Here is a 14,380-nt window from a genome sequence, read left to right as displayed (position 1 = left end):
CAGATGAATACATACATTGCATGGTTGCGCGGCATCAATGTCGGCGGCAACAAAGTGATCAAAATGCAGGATCTGAAGGCCACCCTAGGGACGCTTCCATTCAGGAATGTACGCACCTACATCCAGAGCGGCAATGTTATATTTGAGAGTGAAGCATTAACCGGCGGCGGGCTGGCGGAGATGATTAGCGGGAAGATTCAGGAGACCTTCGGCTTTGAGGTTCCGGTGATGATCCGGTCTCTGGAGGAACTGGAGGCGGTGATTGCCGGCAATCCGTTCCCGCAGAGTGAACCGGAAGCCTACAAGCGCCTGTACGTCTCGTTTCTGGCAGCGGAGCCAGCCGCTGAAGCGCTGGAGAAGCTCCGCCCCTATGAGAATGGAGCCGATAAGCTGCGGGTGATCGGTAGGGAGCTATATGCCCTCTATGAAGTGAGTGTAAGCGAGTCGCCGCTGTTCAAGGTGCCGTTCGACAAGCTGCTGGGAACGGCGCTTACCGCGCGCAACTGGAACACCCTGAACAAGGTAGCAGCGCTGGCCCGTAAGCCGTAAAGGAAATAGTAGCTCTACCAAATACCCCGCTGGGATAATCTCCTGGTGGGGTATTTGTCATGCTGTCCCTTGCTTCCGGCACGTTCAGCAAACATTCAGCGGGCATTCATTACGGGTTAAGGTACGGATGCCATAATACACCTAAGAAATGAACGAATCGGAGTGGATCAAACGATGAAATTACTGAAGAGGCCGGGTACCGATGTTGTCCTGCTAATGATTATGCTGCTGGCAGCCGTCCTGTACGGATACGGAATCTGGAATGACCAATATGCCAATACGTACTATACAACCGCAGTAGGCAGCATGCTGCAGAGCTTTCATAACTTCTTCTTCGCTTCCCTGGATTCAGCAGGTTCTGTAACGGTCGATAAGCCGCCGGTAACCTTCTGGATACAGACCTTAAGCGCGCTTGTCTTCGGCCTGCATGGCTGGAGTGTCATTCTGCCGCAGGTGCTGGGCGGCATGGGCTCGGTACTATTAGTCTACCTGCTGATGAAGCCAACCTTCGGACGGGCGGCGGCACGGCTTGCAGCGCTCGTTATGGCCGCTACTCCGGTAGCAGCGGCGGTAAGCCGGACGAACAATATTGATGCGCTGCTGGTATTCACACTGCTGCTGGCGGCATGGTTTCTCTTCCGAGGCACCCGAACCCACCGGCTTGGCAGCCTGCTGGCAGCCTTCGGGCTCATCGGTGTCGCCTTCAATGAGAAGATGCTGCAGGCTTATATGGTTCTTCCGGCCTTCTATCTATTCTATCTTCTTGCAGCCAAGGTGAACTGGAAAAAGAAAGCCGGCACCCTTGCCGCTTGCACCGCTGTACTGCTGGCAGTGTCTCTGTCCTGGGCGGTCATTGTGGACTCCATTCCGGCGGATAAGCGACCATACATCGGCAGCAGCGGCACCAACTCTGTGCTTAACCTGGCTTTTGGCTATAACGGGGTATCCCGGTTGACCGGCGACCGAAGTACTGGCGGCGGTGGGGGCGGCTTCGGTGGCTTTGGCGGTGGCGCCATGCCAGAAATGAACGGGGAAATGCCGGACGAAAGCGGCCAATTCCCGCCCATGGATGGAGCTGGCGGACAAGGGGGCGCTGACGGGCAAGGGATGATGAACGGCCGTGATTCCGCCGCCGGGGACAATCAGAGCCGTGACAGCGGCGGGACTGCTTCAGGCCAAGATGGACGCGGTGGCGGAATGGTGCCGGGTGGTCAGGACGGCGGACGGCGCGGAGAAGGAGAGAACGGCGGCTCAGGCGGGTTCGGAAGCCCGAACGGACGCGGCGGGATGGGCGGTGGCGGCATGTTCAACACAGGCACTGCCGGTCCGCTGCGGCTGTTCCAGCAGGAGCTGTCCGGCCAGGCGAGCTGGCTGCTGCCGTTTGTACTCTTCGGCAGCATCGGGATCTTGGCCAGCCTGCGGCGCAGGAATTTTACCGGGCAGCATAAGGAGGCCTTGTTCTGGCTGGCCTGGCTGGTTCCGGTCATGGGATTCTTCAGCATCGCCGGCTTCTTCCACCAGTACTATCTGATTATGATGGCTCCGCCGGTGGCGGCGCTGGCAGGTGCAGGCTGGTCTCAGCTCTGGAGCTACTATAAGGAGCGGAAGACCTGGCTGTCCTGGTTGCTGCCCGCAGCTGTGCTGGCTACAACGGCGCTTGAGGTGTACATTATCCGTCCGTATGACGATACCATCGGCAGCGGGTGGTCCGCGGGCATACTGGCAGCAGGTATTGCAATGACAGTAGTGCTAATCATTCTGCGGCTGCTGAAGGCGGTACGGGGTAAGCATTCCTGGTTACATGCTGCTGCGGTAACAGGGTTCCTGGTGCTGCTGATTGGCCCGCTCTACTGGGCATTCACACCGATTGTCTATGGCAATAACAGCATGACGCCGGCAGCGGGACCGGATAGCGGCAGCTCCTTCGGGAGGGGCGCAATGGGCAACATGCCCGACATAGCCAATATGCCGGGCATGTCAAATATGCCCAACATGGGCGGCATGGGGGGAAGAAATAACGCCGCTGGTATTAATGAGTCTCTGCTGGGCTATCTCAAGGAGCATAATACCGGCGAGAAATATCTGTTCGCAGCGATGGATTATGGAACAGCAGGCCCGTATATCATCGACGAAGGGGAGCATGTTGTTATCCTGAACGGCTTCAATGCGTCAGATACACCTTACACCCCGGACACCCTGAAGGAGCTTGTAGAGAGCGGGCAAGTGAAGTACTTCCTGGTTAGCGGCGGAGGCATGGGCGGGATGAGAGGCGGCAGTTCGGAGATTACGGAATGGATCACCAAGAACGGCACAGAGGTTCCGGCCGCAGACTGGCAGGGAACGCAGAACAGCGGCAATGCCGGAACCCTTTATGAGATAACCCTGAACTAACCTGCGGAGGCAGGAGATCGGGAAGCGCGTGTATCCGGCCGTGTGCCGGCGCGCTTCCTTACTACTTTTGAGGAGGAGCTGCCCATGAGTGTTCAAGTGCGCTATTCCATTATTATACCGATGTTCAATGAAGAGGCTGTTATTCAGGAGACTTACCGGCGCATCAAAAAAGTAATGGGCACAACAGGCGAGCCCTACGAGCTGATCTTCGTCAATGACGGCAGCACCGACAACTGCGCACAGATGATCGAGGAGTACAGCTATTGGGATGAAAGTGTAAAGCTGATCGATCTGTCCCGCAATTTCGGGCATCAGGTTGCTATTACCGCAGGGATGGATTATGCGCTGGGCGATGCGGTTGTGATCATTGACGCGGATCTCCAGGACCCGCCCGAGCTGATTCCGGAGATGATTGCGGAGTGGAAGCAGGGCTACCAGGTCGTGTATGCCAAGCGGATCAAGCGAAACGGAGAGTCCCTGTTCAAAAAATTGACGGCCAGCTTATTTTACCGGGTGCTGCGTTATTCGACAGATATCTCCATTCCGGTGGACACCGGCGATTTCCGCCTGATGGACCGCAGGGTCTGCGACGAGCTGAAGCGTCTGCCGGAGAAGAACCGCTTCGTCCGCGGTCTCGTCAGCTGGGTTGGATTCCGCCAGAAGGCGATAGAATACGAGCGGGAGGAGCGTCTGGCCGGAGAGACCAAATATCCGTTCAGAAGGATGCTGAAGCTGTCGCTGGACGGCATTACCTCCTTCTCTTATAAGCCGCTGAAGCTGGCGGGTGTTCTTGGAGCGCTGCTGTCCGTATCCGGTTTTCTGTACCTGATGTATGTACTGTATCTCGCGCTCTTTACGGATGCGGCCGTGAAGGGCTGGGCATCGATGATTGGAATCACCTTGACCTTCAACGGGTTCGTGCTGCTCATGCTGGGTATTCTGGGTGAGTATGTCGGACGGATCTATGATGAATCGAAGGGCCGCCCCCTCTACATCGTTCAGGAGCTCTACAGCGGCAGGCCGCAGCAGAGCGCGCAGGAGCAGAGAGTCGCCAGTCTCAACAAGTAACTATTTAATACAACTGAATGCTTTAGGGCGAATTAAAGTGAAATCTATTGTAGAAAATGCAATTGGAGTTAGTATACGCACTTCAGCCGCAGAGTTTACTCAAATAGAAAAGCATGTCTTACTCAAGTAAAAGGCTGTCCCAAATAGTCATGTAATGACCATTGGGACAGCCTCTTGGTGAGCAGCCGCAACCTAAGCCTTCAGCAAATCATGATCGACATAACGTGCGCCGTTCAGCTCACTGATAATGTTGACGGCCACCTTGGCTCCGTCCCCGGCAGTGATAATCGCGTGAACACTCATCCCGGCAACGGTTCCGGCAGCCCAGATCCCGTCGATATTGGTTCTGCCTTCCGGTGTGGCGGCAATCACCGTCTTGATTCTTGGCTCCGTCCCCTCCTTGGTCGTTACCCCGGCTGCGGCAGCCAGATCCGTCAGAACACCTGTCGCCAGCACGACATGCTTAGCTTCATAAGCAGCCCCGCTCTCCGTCCCGATGACGAAGCCCTCACTGCTGGCTTCAAGCGACGTCGCCTGTCCGGCAACCAGCTCGGCCCCGAACTTCACGGCCTGCTTATGGCCGGTTTCTACCAGCTCAGGTCCGCCGATCTCGCTAATTCCGTAATAATTCTCATACCAGCCTCTGCGGGTCATACCTTTGTCATTGTCAATCAGCAGTGTTTTTTTGCCGGCCTTGGCAGCGAACAGGGCGGCGCTTGCACCGGCAGGACCGGCACCGATAATGGCGATTTCGTACATGAGATACCCTCCTAAAAGTTTTGATAGCATACACTTCATTGAATCACTTCGCAAAACTCGCTTCACACCTGCCTACTATTATATCGCTATTAACAGCTCATTGGCTAATCCCGCAGGCATGGGAGAGAGACCTTGAAGGCAGCGCCCTCACCCGGAGTGCTGGATACCGTCACTTCCCCCTGATGCGCTTCGGCAATGGACCTCGTAATCGATAATCCAAGCCCGGAGCCGCCGTATTTGCGCGTACGGGAGGAATCGCTGCGGTAGAAGCGGTCGAAGACATGCGGCAGATGCTCCGCAGAGATGCCGGAGCCGTTATCCTTCACAGTCAGCTCTGCCAGTTCTCCCTCAGCGTGCAGCGATATATGGATGATGCCCTTGAGCGCATCGGTATGCTGAACCGCATTGTGGAATAGATTAAGGAGAACCTGTCTGATCTGGTCCGGATCAACCAGGCACCGGATGCCGTAGGCCAGGTCGAAGACAACCTGACGCTCTCCGGCCAGCACCCGGAGCTGCGCCTGCATGTCATCGATCAGCTCAGCCAGCAGTACCTGCTTGACCCGCAGCCGGGGCGCGCCGTCCATCCGGGCGAGCAGAAGCAGGTCCTCCACCAGCTTGTTGATCCGCTTGGCTTCACCGTGCATGCTGTTCAGCGCGCTGTAGAGCTGTTGCCGGTTATCGGCAGCTCCGCGCAGCAGCACCTCCAGGAAGCCGTAGATGGACGTCAGCGGCGTCCGCAGCTCATGGGAAGCATCGGCGGCGAACCGGCGCATCTGCTCTTTCGCCTCCCGCTCATTCTTGAACGAAATCTCCAGCCGCTCCAGCATGCCGTTGAAGGACTGGGCGAGCTGGTCGATCTCAAGCTGGCCCTGCTCCTCAGGGAACCGCACATTCAGGTTGCCGGCATCGATAATCTGGGCCGAATGCCCCATGTTGGATAAGGGGACCAGCGTTTTGCGCAGCGCAGGTAAATACAGCAGCAGCCCGGCCAGCAGAGCCGTCACCGACAATGCGCCGAAGATAAGCAGCTGCTGCAGGATGACATCCTTCAGCGGTCCGGTCTCCACCGTCATCTGCAGGAGCATCCGGGCAGCACCCGGCCTGCCCAGATTCATGAAGACCGCCAGCTGCTCCTTGCCATCCCCGGCGGTAATCAGCTGGTAACTCCCGCCTTTCTTGTTCTGGGGGAGCTTCAACAGTTGGTCATAGGCCTCATTACTCATTCTTGGTGCAGGCGAAGCGGACAGAGTCTCTTCCTTCAAATCCACGAAGCCGCCGTCCTGATTGTAGATAGCGAGGGTAGTATGGGCGTCGAGCAGGAGGGGACGCCGGTCTCCCCCGGGCCGTCTGTTACCTGAATTATTGAAGATTTCAAATGGCACAGAACGTATCTGGGTCTCCATCGCCTCTGCCCGGTTGCTGTATATGAAATTCCGCATGAGTACATACTGGAGTACACCGATCAGTATAAGCAATCCTGAGAGAATGAGCAGCGAGGCGGCGAGCAGCTGCTTGCGCAGGGAACGCGGAGCATGGAATCTGCCCGTGAATCTCCGGGGCCGGGCAGTCATACCAGATCCACCCGGTATCCCGCCCCGCGCAGGGTGCGGATAATCCGGTGCTCCTTGTCACCGAGCTTCTCCCGGAGAGAGCGGATATAGACCTCCACGATATTCTCTTCTCCGCCGAAGTCATAGCCCCACACCTTGTCGAGAATCATCGGCTTGCTCAGGACCAGTCCGTGGTTGATCACCAGATACTGCAGCAGCTCATATTCGGTCGGAGACAGCTCCAGCACCTCCTCCTTATGGCGGATTTCCTTACGGCGGCCGTCAATCCGGAAGGGGCCGCACCGGACCTCGCCGAGCAGACCGGGGAACTGGTTGCGCAGCCGGGCCTGAATCCGGGCCAGCAGCTCCTCGAAGCTGAACGGCTTCACCATGTAATCATCTGCGCCCAGAGACAGGCCCGCCACGCGGTCGTCTACCTCATCCTTGGCAGTCAGCATGATGATCGCCACCTCCGCTTCCTCGGAACGGAGGCACCTGCAGACCTCAAAGCCGTCCATGCCGGGCATCATCACATCAAGGATAACAACATGCGGCTTGAAGTCGGCTGCCGCTAACACGGCTTCAGCGCCATCTGCGGCGGTTTGTACCTCGAAGCCTTCATTCATTAGGCCCAGCTCCAGAAACTGAAGGATATGAGGCTCATCATCCACCAGGAGTAGCCGGACACCTTGTGGCGCTTTCATTAGCATTTCCTCCATTTTAAGTAAGTGTAGTTAGTGTAGTATGTCCATAGTATGAATTCCCCGGTTGAACGTTTGCTGAAAATAGGCCTTTGGAGCCACGGATTCGATTCATCCCGGCTGTTTGCGGTTAATCATAATGGTTAATCTAATTATAGTGATTTATCGCGCCATGAATATGAAATATAGTTATAAATTTAAACAGTTTAGTTCAGGTAATAAAGGGTTTTTGACGGCGGGTATAGAACACTAATAGAATATAAGGATACAATATATCCGTTCAGCTGTTATCCTCCCCGAATAACCCGTATTCATCCTGTCTAGGCATTTCTTTAGGGCTACATCATTTCATTACACTTCACAGCATCACTCATTCAACCTAATTTATTACATGTTCCATTACCCATAAGTCAAGGAGGCTCTTCCATGAAGAAAAAAGAGATGGTAGCCATGCTATTGGCGGGAGGCCAAGGGAAAAGATTGAAAGGATTGACTAAATCAATTGCCAAACCGGCTGTTTATTTCGGAGGAACGTACCGGATTATCGACTTCCCCCTGAGTAACTGCTCGAATTCAGGCATTGATACCGTGGGTGTGCTGACACAATATGAACCGCTGGTGCTGCATTCGTATATCGGAGTCGGCAGCGACTGGGATTTGAACCGTAAGGATGGCGGCGTATTCGTCTTGCCTCCGCATGAACGGGAGAACGGAAGCAGCTGGTACCGGGGAACGGCAGATGCCATTTACCGCAATCTGAAGTTCGTGGACCAGTTCGACCCGGAGCATGTGCTGATCCTGTCGGGAGACCATATTTACAAGATGGATTATCATGCCATGCTGCAATATCACAAATCCAAGAACGCGGACTGCACCATCTCGGTCATTGACGTTTCGCTGGAGGAAGCAAGCCGCTTCGGCATACTGAATACAGAAGATGATCTGAAGATCTATGAGTTCGAAGAGAAGCCTGCCAAGCCTAAGAGCACACTTGCTTCGATGGGTGTATATATTTTCAAATGGGATGTTCTGCGCAAGCATCTGCTGGAGGACGGAGAGAACGCCGGCTCCTCACATGACTTCGGCAAGGATATCATCCCGATGATGCTGGATGAAGGCCAGTCCCTTTACGCTTATCCATTCGAAGGCTACTGGAGGGATGTAGGTACGGTTGACAGCCTGTGGGAAGCGAATATGGATCTTCTGAGCGATACGCCTCCGCTGAACCTGAATGATACCGGCTGGAGAATCTTCACCCGCAATCCGAATCAGCCTGCACAATATGTGGCGCCGGGAGCCAAGGTGTCGAGCTGCATTATTAATGAGGGCTGCATCGTGCATGGCGAGGTGAAGCACTCCGTTCTCTTCTACGGGGTAGAGGTGGGCGAAGGCAGTGTCATTACCGATTCTGTCATTATGCCCAAGGTGAAGATCGGCAAGAACGTGAGAATTCACAAGGCGATCATCAGTGAGAACACGGTCATTGAGGATAATATGGAAATCGGCGCCGACCGGGAGAATGAGAACGAAATTCTGCTGATCGACAAACGAAGCAAGAAGCTCAAATCTGTAGCAGCCAAAACCATATAACCACAAGAGGGCGGGGGATTAACGATGAAAGAGCTTATGGGCGTAATTAATCTTGATCATGAATTGGATAATCTAAATGAATTGACCTATTTCCGCTGCGGGGCAGCGGTCCCATTTGCCAGCCGTTACCGGCTGATCGATTTCGTCTTGTCCAATATGATGCGTGCGGAGCTGGAGAGCGTTGGGCTGTTCGTCCGCCGCAAGTACCGTTCACTGATGGATCATCTCGGCGACGGCAAATCGTGGGATATGAACCGCAAGCATGGCGGATTGTTCATCCTGCCTCCGGACTGGAATGACCCTACAGATACCTCTCTGGGTGATCTTCAGCATTATCATAACAATCTGGATTTCTTCAAAAGGGCTTCGGCCAAATACATCGTCTTCTCCGGCAGCCAGCATATTAACACGGTGGATCTGCAGGACCTCTATCAGTATCACCTGGAGCAGGGTGCGGATGTAACGATGGTCTACAAGCAGATTGACGAGCTTCAGCCGGAGCATGACCCGTGCCTGCGGGTCGAGCTTAATGACGATAACATTGTGACGAATATTCACCATGAGAAGCATCACCCGAATGTGTATCTGGACATCTTCATTATGGAGAAGAAGCTGTTCCTGGAGCAGGTGGAGCATTGCATCGCTCATGGCGAGAGCTATTTCTTCCGCGATGCCATTCAGAAGAACCGCCACAAATTCAAAATCTCCGCCTATGAATATAAGGGTTACCATGCCGTGATCAATTCGCTGGAGAGCTACTATAAGAACAGCCTGGAGCTGCTGAAGCAGGAGAATTACTTCGGCCTGTTCAAAGAGAATCCGGTGCAGACCAAGATTAAATACGAGGCGCCTACCCGTTATCTGGACAGCTCGTCGGTCAGCAACTCGCTGGTAGCCAACGGCTGTGTCATCGCCGGGACGGTGGAGAACAGCGTTATTTTCCGGGGTGTACAGATTCGTAAGGGTGCCAGAATTATTAATTCTGTGATTATGCAGAAATGCGTCATCGAAGAGAATGCCGTGATTGAGAATGTGATCATGGACAAAGATGTGCATCTCAGCAAAGACCGGATTCTCGTTGGAGACAGCAGGCGTCCATTTGTCATAGCCAAGAGCAGCAAGATATAATATCTGGATCAGAGGAAATGTGCCGCTAGGGGCATTTCTTCTGATCCAGTGTTGTAATAGGCATTATTATCAACCAATACATGCACCCTGTAAGGAGGAACCTGCTGTTGTTCAACGATAAAGAGACTTTCAAACAAGTGTTCCGTGAGAAACTCATCGGGAAATTAGGCAAGCCGCTGGAAGAAGCTTCGAACGCTGACATTTATAATATTCTCGGCAACATGATCCGCGAGAATGCCGGTAAGGACTGGGCGGACACCAATCAGAAGTTCAAGATCGATAAGGATAAGCAGGTATACTATTTCTCCATGGAATTCCTGATCGGCAGGCTGCTGGGCAATAACCTGCTGAATATGGGCGTGCTGGAGGTTGTCCGCGAGGGTCTCGCGGATCTGGGATTCTGTCTGCAGGATATCGAAGAGGTGGAGGCCGATGCGGGTCTTGGCAACGGGGGCCTGGGCCGCCTTGCCGCTTGCTTCCTGGATTCGCTCGCTTCCCTGCAATATGCAGGACACGGCTGCGGCATCCGTTATAAATACGGCTTGTTCGAGCAGAAGATTGTAGACGGCTATCAGGTGGAGCTGCCGGATTACTGGCTGCAGAATGACAACGTGTGGGAAGTCCGCCGCGAAGATAAGCAGGTAGAGGTGCACTTCTGGGGACATGTGGATACCCGCTGGGAGAATGATGAGCTTGTATTCGAGCACAAGGATTATGAAGCCGTACGGGCGGTTCCGTATGATATCCCGGTGATCGGTGCAGACCGCAGACATGTCAACACGCTGCGGAACTGGAGTGCCGAGTCCATCACCCAGCCATCGAGAGTCTTCGGCACTCAGGGCGGTACGGATTATCACAAGTTCCTGGAATACAAGCGTTCGGTGGAATCCATCTCTGAATTCCTGTATCCCGATGATTCCCAGTACGAAGGCAAGCTGCTTCGTCTGAAGCAGCAGTACTTCATGTGCAGTGCCGGCCTGCAGAGTATTATCCGGACCTTCGCCAAGACAGGCCTGCCGATTGACAGCCTGCCTGACAAGGTAGCCCTGCATATCAATGACACTCACCCTACGCTGGTGATCCCTGAGCTGATGCGCATTCTGATGGATGTCTATAATCTGGGCTGGGATCAGGCCTGGAGCATGACTACCCGGATGGTGTCGTATACCAACCATACCATTCTGAGCGAAGCCCTGGAGAAGTGGCCGATCAGCATGGTCAGAGAGCTGCTTCCGCGCATCTTCCTGATTATTGAAGAGATTAACGCCCGCTTCTGCGGCGAACTGATGAGCAAATATCCCGGAGACCAGGACCGGATTAATCAGATGGCGATCATCCACGACGATCAGGTACGGATGGCACATCTGGCGATTGTCGCCAGCCACAGTGTGAACGGTGTAGCAGCGCTGCATACGGAGATTCTGCAAAAGCGTGAGATGCGGCTGTTCAATGAGATGTATCCGCACCGCTTCAATAACAAGACCAACGGCATTACGCACCGCCGCTGGCTGCAGCATGCCAATCCCGGGCTTGCCGGACTGATCAGCGAGTCGATCGGCACCCGCTGGATGCATCAGCCGCAGGAGATGATCGGACTGATCAAATACAGTGAGGATGCCTCCTTCCAGGAGCAGGTGGCTGCCATCAAACGCCGCAACAAGCTGCATCTGGCTGAATATATCACGAAAAAACACGGTATTGCGGTAGATCCCGACTCGATCTTTGATGTACAGGTCAAGCGCCTGCATGCCTATAAGCGTCAATTGCTGAACGTGCTTCATATTATGCATTTGTATAATCAGATCAAGGATAATCCATCCATTAATATCGTGCCGCGGACCTTCATCTTCGGGGCCAAGGCTGCTCCGAGCTATCATCTGGCCAAGCGGATCATTAAGCTGATCAATACGGTGGCTGATGTAGTCAACAAAGACCCGGACATTAACGGGAAGATCCGGATCTTCTTCCTGGAGAATTATTCGGTATCGCTGGCGGAGAAGATTATTCCGGCCGCTGATGTCAGCGAGCAGATCTCCACGGCGAGCAAGGAAGCCTCCGGTACCGGCAACATGAAGTTCATGATGAACGGTGCGCTGACGATTGGAACCATGGACGGGGCTAACGTGGAGATGCATGAGATGGTAGGGGACAATAATATGTTCCTGTTCGGTCTACGGGCGGAGCAGGTACTTGATTATTACCAGTACGGCGGATACCACGCCCGCGATATCTATAATGGCGACGGCCGGGTAAAAGAGGTCTTGGATCAGCTAATCGTCCCTGGTCCCTTCAGCTCCCATGCCCAGGAGTTTGATACGCTCTTCCAGTCGCTGATTGACAACAACGACGAATTCTTCGTGCTTAAGGATTTCGCCAGCTATGTGGAGACCCATGTCAAGATTGACCTGGCTTACCGGAACCAGAAGGAATGGCTGAAGAAGTCGATCATCAATATTGGCCATTCCGGCAAATTCTCCAGCGACAATACGATTAGCCGCTACGCCGCCGAGATCTGGCATATCGATCCGATCCGGCTGTAACACCATAGGTACGGGCTGCAGCTTCATAGCCGCATGTCCGGGCGGTGTAATCAGAACAGCAAAGCCGCTCCATCCAGGGATCATTCCTGCGGTGGGGCGGCTTCTTTGATTAAGAATTGATATGTTTTGGGGTCCCCGCAAAGCACCTGAGTCATCATCAAAGCTAAGCTCCACTTTGCGGGGTTATTTTGAAAGATAAGAATTTATATGCTTTGCGCTATAATTATCCTTCTCTTTCTCGCTGAAACGGTACCGTCCTTTAAAAGGACGGCAATGCCGTTTCCACTTGCGGTTCAGGACTTACTTGCTGCTGATGACGAAGGCTAGCCTTAGAGCACCTCGGATACCATGGCTGCGAACCGTTCGAGGAAGCGGCGCTCCTCGTCGTCGAAGCGGTGCTTAAGCGGGCTGTCGATATCCAGTACGCCATAGAGGGTGTCCCCTTTGAGCAGCGGAACAACGATTTCACTGTTGGAGGCAGCATCGCAGGCAATATGTCCGGGGAAGGCATGAACATCGCCGACCACTAGCGTGCGGCGTTCAGCGGCTGCTGTTCCGCAGACACCGCGGCCCAGCGGAATCCGGATGCAGGCCGGAAGTCCCTGGAAGGGGCCGAGCACCAGCTCTTTGCCGTCAAACAAGTAGAAGCCGGTCCAGTTGGTGTCCGGCAGAGAGAGCTTTAACAGCGCCGAAGCGTTGGCCAAGTTGGCAATGGCGCTGGGTTCACCCTCCATCAGTGCCCCGAGCTGGCTGAGAACGGCTTCGAACCGTTCGCTGCGGGTGCCATCATAAGGCATGGCTTGAAACATGAAGCATCACCTTCCTGTACCTTGAGTCAGTATGAATCCCATAACTGTTAACTATCAAGATAGTACAGGGAAGCGCGATACGTCAAGTACAATCAAGGATTAACAGGTTTTCCCGCTTAGTGGAAGAAGAGGAAGAAGTAAGAACCCTGGAAGTGAGGATGTTTCCGGGAACTCAGGGCAGGGTAATGCTTTTATAAATACAGCAGGCTAGTAGCCAGAAGGAGTGAAATATGCGCGCCGACGTACAGAACTTGTTTATTGGAATCCATATGCTATATTGTGCACATGAGAAGGATCTGACACTAACGGAAATGCTGCCGGAGCTGGAGAGCCTGGGGTACCGGGTGGCGGAGCGCGAAGTGAAACAGGAGCTGGAACGGCTGACCCAGGAGAATTTCCTCACCGCCCATGGCGACGCTTATAGTGTCACGGGAACGGGAATCGAAGAATTCAAAGCTATTCAGGCCAAGCTTGGCGTGCTGTGCACCGAGGTGCTTAAGCCGGTTAAGGCAGCGGGTGCTTCAGGTTAATTCTGAATGCTGCTGCACGGAATATAACATAACACTTGGGTATAAGGTACAGCGTCTGACCGTGTGGCGGGAAGCCATAGGGTCAGACGCTGTTTGTGATGGATAAGCGGGAGTGACAGGTAAACGCGCCGCCCGGGCAGAATAAGATGTATACTGGTAGGGTTGAAAGGGGACGGGGACATGTATGTGTGCGGAGGGGTTATCCCGGAATTAAGCGGACGGAGGGTGCGTCTGCGGGCGATGCTGCCTGCGGACGCGCAGGCGCTGTTCGGGATTTGGAGCCATCCGGCGGTAGCGCCCTGGCTGGATGGCCCGCCTCTGTCCTCTGTGGAGGATGCAGAAGCACTGATTGCCCTGCTGGCGGAGTGGGCCGTGGAGGAAGAGAGCCTGCGCTGGAGCATTCTGGACCCGGAAGGCAGTGTCATCGGCAGCTGCGGCTATAACCACTGGCAGCTGCAAGGCGCTTACCGGGGAGAGATCGGCTTCGAGCTGTCACCGGCAGCCATGCGTCAGGGGTATATGCGGGAAGCCCTGGAGCTGGTGCTTGCGTTCGGCTTCCAGAGCATGGGGCTGAACCGGATGGAAGCCCTGTGCCATCCGGACAACCTTCGCGCAGAGCGGCTGCTCACGGGACTTGGCTTCCGGCAGGAAGGGCTGCTGCGGCAATACCGGCATACGGCATCCGGCTATCAGGATGTAGTGATGTATTCCCTGCTGCAAGGAGATACGGGCGTAGAAGATAGAGCAAAGAGAACATAGAGA

Annotated in this window: 12 protein-coding genes; 8 read left to right on the top strand and 4 right to left on the bottom strand. The window is 54.4% G+C overall.

Annotated elements, in window-relative coordinates; genetic code table 11:
- Positions 1 to 3: 3 nt before the first annotated feature.
- The 3 genes from NSU18_RS16715 (at position 4) to NSU18_RS16705 (ending at position 4,008) form a co-directional block, all read left to right on the top strand.
- Positions 4 to 549, top strand: coding sequence for a DUF1697 domain-containing protein (locus NSU18_RS16715; protein WP_341014802.1), 546 nt, complete (start codon positions 4 to 6; stop codon positions 547 to 549).
- 174 nt (positions 550 to 723) lie between these two features.
- The gene (locus tag NSU18_RS16710; protein WP_341149589.1) at positions 724 to 2,940 is read left to right on the top strand and encodes a glycosyltransferase family 39 protein; all 2,217 of its coding nucleotides are present in this window, start codon (positions 724 to 726) and stop codon (positions 2,938 to 2,940) included.
- 84 nt (positions 2,941 to 3,024) lie between these two features.
- Positions 3,025 to 4,008 (top strand): glycosyltransferase family 2 protein, encoded by a 984-nt coding sequence (locus NSU18_RS16705; protein ID WP_341149588.1) that lies wholly within the window; start codon positions 3,025 to 3,027, stop codon positions 4,006 to 4,008.
- A gap of 192 nt (positions 4,009 to 4,200) precedes the next feature.
- Here the strand turns inward: NSU18_RS16705 and NSU18_RS16700 are convergent, their stop codons facing one another.
- The 3 genes from NSU18_RS16700 to NSU18_RS16690 all read right to left on the bottom strand — a co-directional run bounded on the left by NSU18_RS16700 (position 4,201) and on the right by NSU18_RS16690 (position 7,024).
- Positions 4,201 to 4,767 (bottom strand): FAD-dependent oxidoreductase, encoded by a 567-nt coding sequence (locus NSU18_RS16700; protein WP_341014796.1) that lies wholly within the window; start codon positions 4,765 to 4,767, stop codon positions 4,201 to 4,203.
- A 104-nt stretch (positions 4,768 to 4,871) separates the two neighbouring features.
- The gene (locus NSU18_RS16695) at positions 4,872 to 6,341 is read right to left on the bottom strand and encodes a sensor histidine kinase (RefSeq protein WP_341149587.1); all 1,470 of its coding nucleotides are present in this window, start codon (positions 6,339 to 6,341) and stop codon (positions 4,872 to 4,874) included.
- Positions 6,338 to 7,024, bottom strand: a complete 687-nt coding sequence (locus tag NSU18_RS16690) for a response regulator transcription factor (protein WP_341149586.1) — start codon at positions 7,022 to 7,024, stop codon at positions 6,338 to 6,340. The genes NSU18_RS16695 and NSU18_RS16690 overlap by 4 nt, the downstream gene beginning before the upstream one ends.
- Positions 7,025 to 7,447: 423 nt before the next feature.
- On the opposite strand from NSU18_RS16690, the gene NSU18_RS16685 reads away from it, so the two are divergent.
- From NSU18_RS16685 to NSU18_RS16675, 3 genes are all read left to right on the top strand, one after another.
- Positions 7,448 to 8,611, top strand: a complete 1,164-nt coding sequence (locus tag NSU18_RS16685) for a glucose-1-phosphate adenylyltransferase (RefSeq protein ID WP_341014793.1) — start codon at positions 7,448 to 7,450, stop codon at positions 8,609 to 8,611.
- 24 nt (positions 8,612 to 8,635) lie between these two features.
- Positions 8,636 to 9,739, top strand: coding sequence for a glucose-1-phosphate adenylyltransferase subunit GlgD (glgD, locus tag NSU18_RS16680; protein WP_341014792.1), 1,104 nt, complete (start codon positions 8,636 to 8,638; stop codon positions 9,737 to 9,739).
- 107 nt (positions 9,740 to 9,846) lie between these two features.
- On the top strand, positions 9,847 to 12,279 hold the full coding sequence (locus NSU18_RS16675; protein WP_341014791.1) for a glycogen/starch/alpha-glucan phosphorylase: 2,433 nt from the start codon (positions 9,847 to 9,849) through the stop codon (positions 12,277 to 12,279).
- A gap of 329 nt (positions 12,280 to 12,608) precedes the next feature.
- On the opposite strand, the gene NSU18_RS16670 is transcribed toward NSU18_RS16675, so the two are convergent.
- Positions 12,609 to 13,088, bottom strand: coding sequence for a GAF domain-containing protein (locus NSU18_RS16670; RefSeq protein WP_341149585.1), 480 nt, complete (start codon positions 13,086 to 13,088; stop codon positions 12,609 to 12,611).
- A gap of 230 nt (positions 13,089 to 13,318) precedes the next feature.
- Between NSU18_RS16670 and NSU18_RS16665 the strand changes: the two genes are divergently transcribed.
- Both NSU18_RS16665 and NSU18_RS16660 read left to right on the top strand, forming a co-directional pair.
- Positions 13,319 to 13,618, top strand: coding sequence for a hypothetical protein (locus tag NSU18_RS16665; protein ID WP_341014789.1), 300 nt, complete (start codon positions 13,319 to 13,321; stop codon positions 13,616 to 13,618).
- Positions 13,619 to 13,798: 180 nt separating this feature from the next.
- A complete protein-coding gene (locus NSU18_RS16660) occupies positions 13,799 to 14,377 on the top strand; it encodes a GNAT family N-acetyltransferase (protein WP_341014788.1) in 579 nt (192 codons plus the stop codon).
- The last annotated feature ends 3 nt before the right edge of the window (positions 14,378 to 14,380 follow it).

This window comes from Paenibacillus sp. FSL H8-0048, assembly GCF_038002825.1.
GTDB lineage: Bacteria > Bacillota > Bacilli > Paenibacillales > Paenibacillaceae > Paenibacillus_AQ.
The sequence above is the reverse complement of the archived record's forward strand: the minus strand, read 5'-3'. Positions and strand labels throughout refer to the sequence as shown.

Excerpts from the sequence above, each read along its gene's own strand:
- NSU18_RS16715 (WP_341014802.1), top strand. The coding sequence starts at position 4 with ATGAATACATACATTGCATGGTTGCGCGGCATCAATGTCGGCGGCAAC.
- NSU18_RS16710 (WP_341149589.1), top strand. The coding sequence starts at position 724 with ATGAAATTACTGAAGAGGCCGGGTACCGATGTTGTCCTGCTAATGATT.
- NSU18_RS16705 (WP_341149588.1), top strand. The coding sequence starts at position 3,025 with ATGAGTGTTCAAGTGCGCTATTCCATTATTATACCGATGTTCAATGAA.
- NSU18_RS16700 (WP_341014796.1), bottom strand. The coding sequence starts at position 4,767 with ATGTACGAAATCGCCATTATCGGTGCCGGTCCTGCCGGTGCAAGCGCC.
- NSU18_RS16695 (WP_341149587.1), bottom strand. The coding sequence starts at position 6,341 with ATGACTGCCCGGCCCCGGAGATTCACGGGCAGATTCCATGCTCCGCGT.
- NSU18_RS16690 (WP_341149586.1), bottom strand. The coding sequence starts at position 7,024 with ATGAAAGCGCCACAAGGTGTCCGGCTACTCCTGGTGGATGATGAGCCT.
- NSU18_RS16685 (WP_341014793.1), top strand. The coding sequence starts at position 7,448 with ATGAAGAAAAAAGAGATGGTAGCCATGCTATTGGCGGGAGGCCAAGGG.
- glgD (WP_341014792.1), top strand. The coding sequence starts at position 8,636 with ATGAAAGAGCTTATGGGCGTAATTAATCTTGATCATGAATTGGATAAT.
- NSU18_RS16670 (WP_341149585.1), bottom strand. The coding sequence starts at position 13,088 with ATGTTTCAAGCCATGCCTTATGATGGCACCCGCAGCGAACGGTTCGAA.
- NSU18_RS16665 (WP_341014789.1), top strand. The coding sequence starts at position 13,319 with ATGCGCGCCGACGTACAGAACTTGTTTATTGGAATCCATATGCTATAT.
- NSU18_RS16660 (WP_341014788.1), top strand. The coding sequence starts at position 13,799 with ATGTATGTGTGCGGAGGGGTTATCCCGGAATTAAGCGGACGGAGGGTG.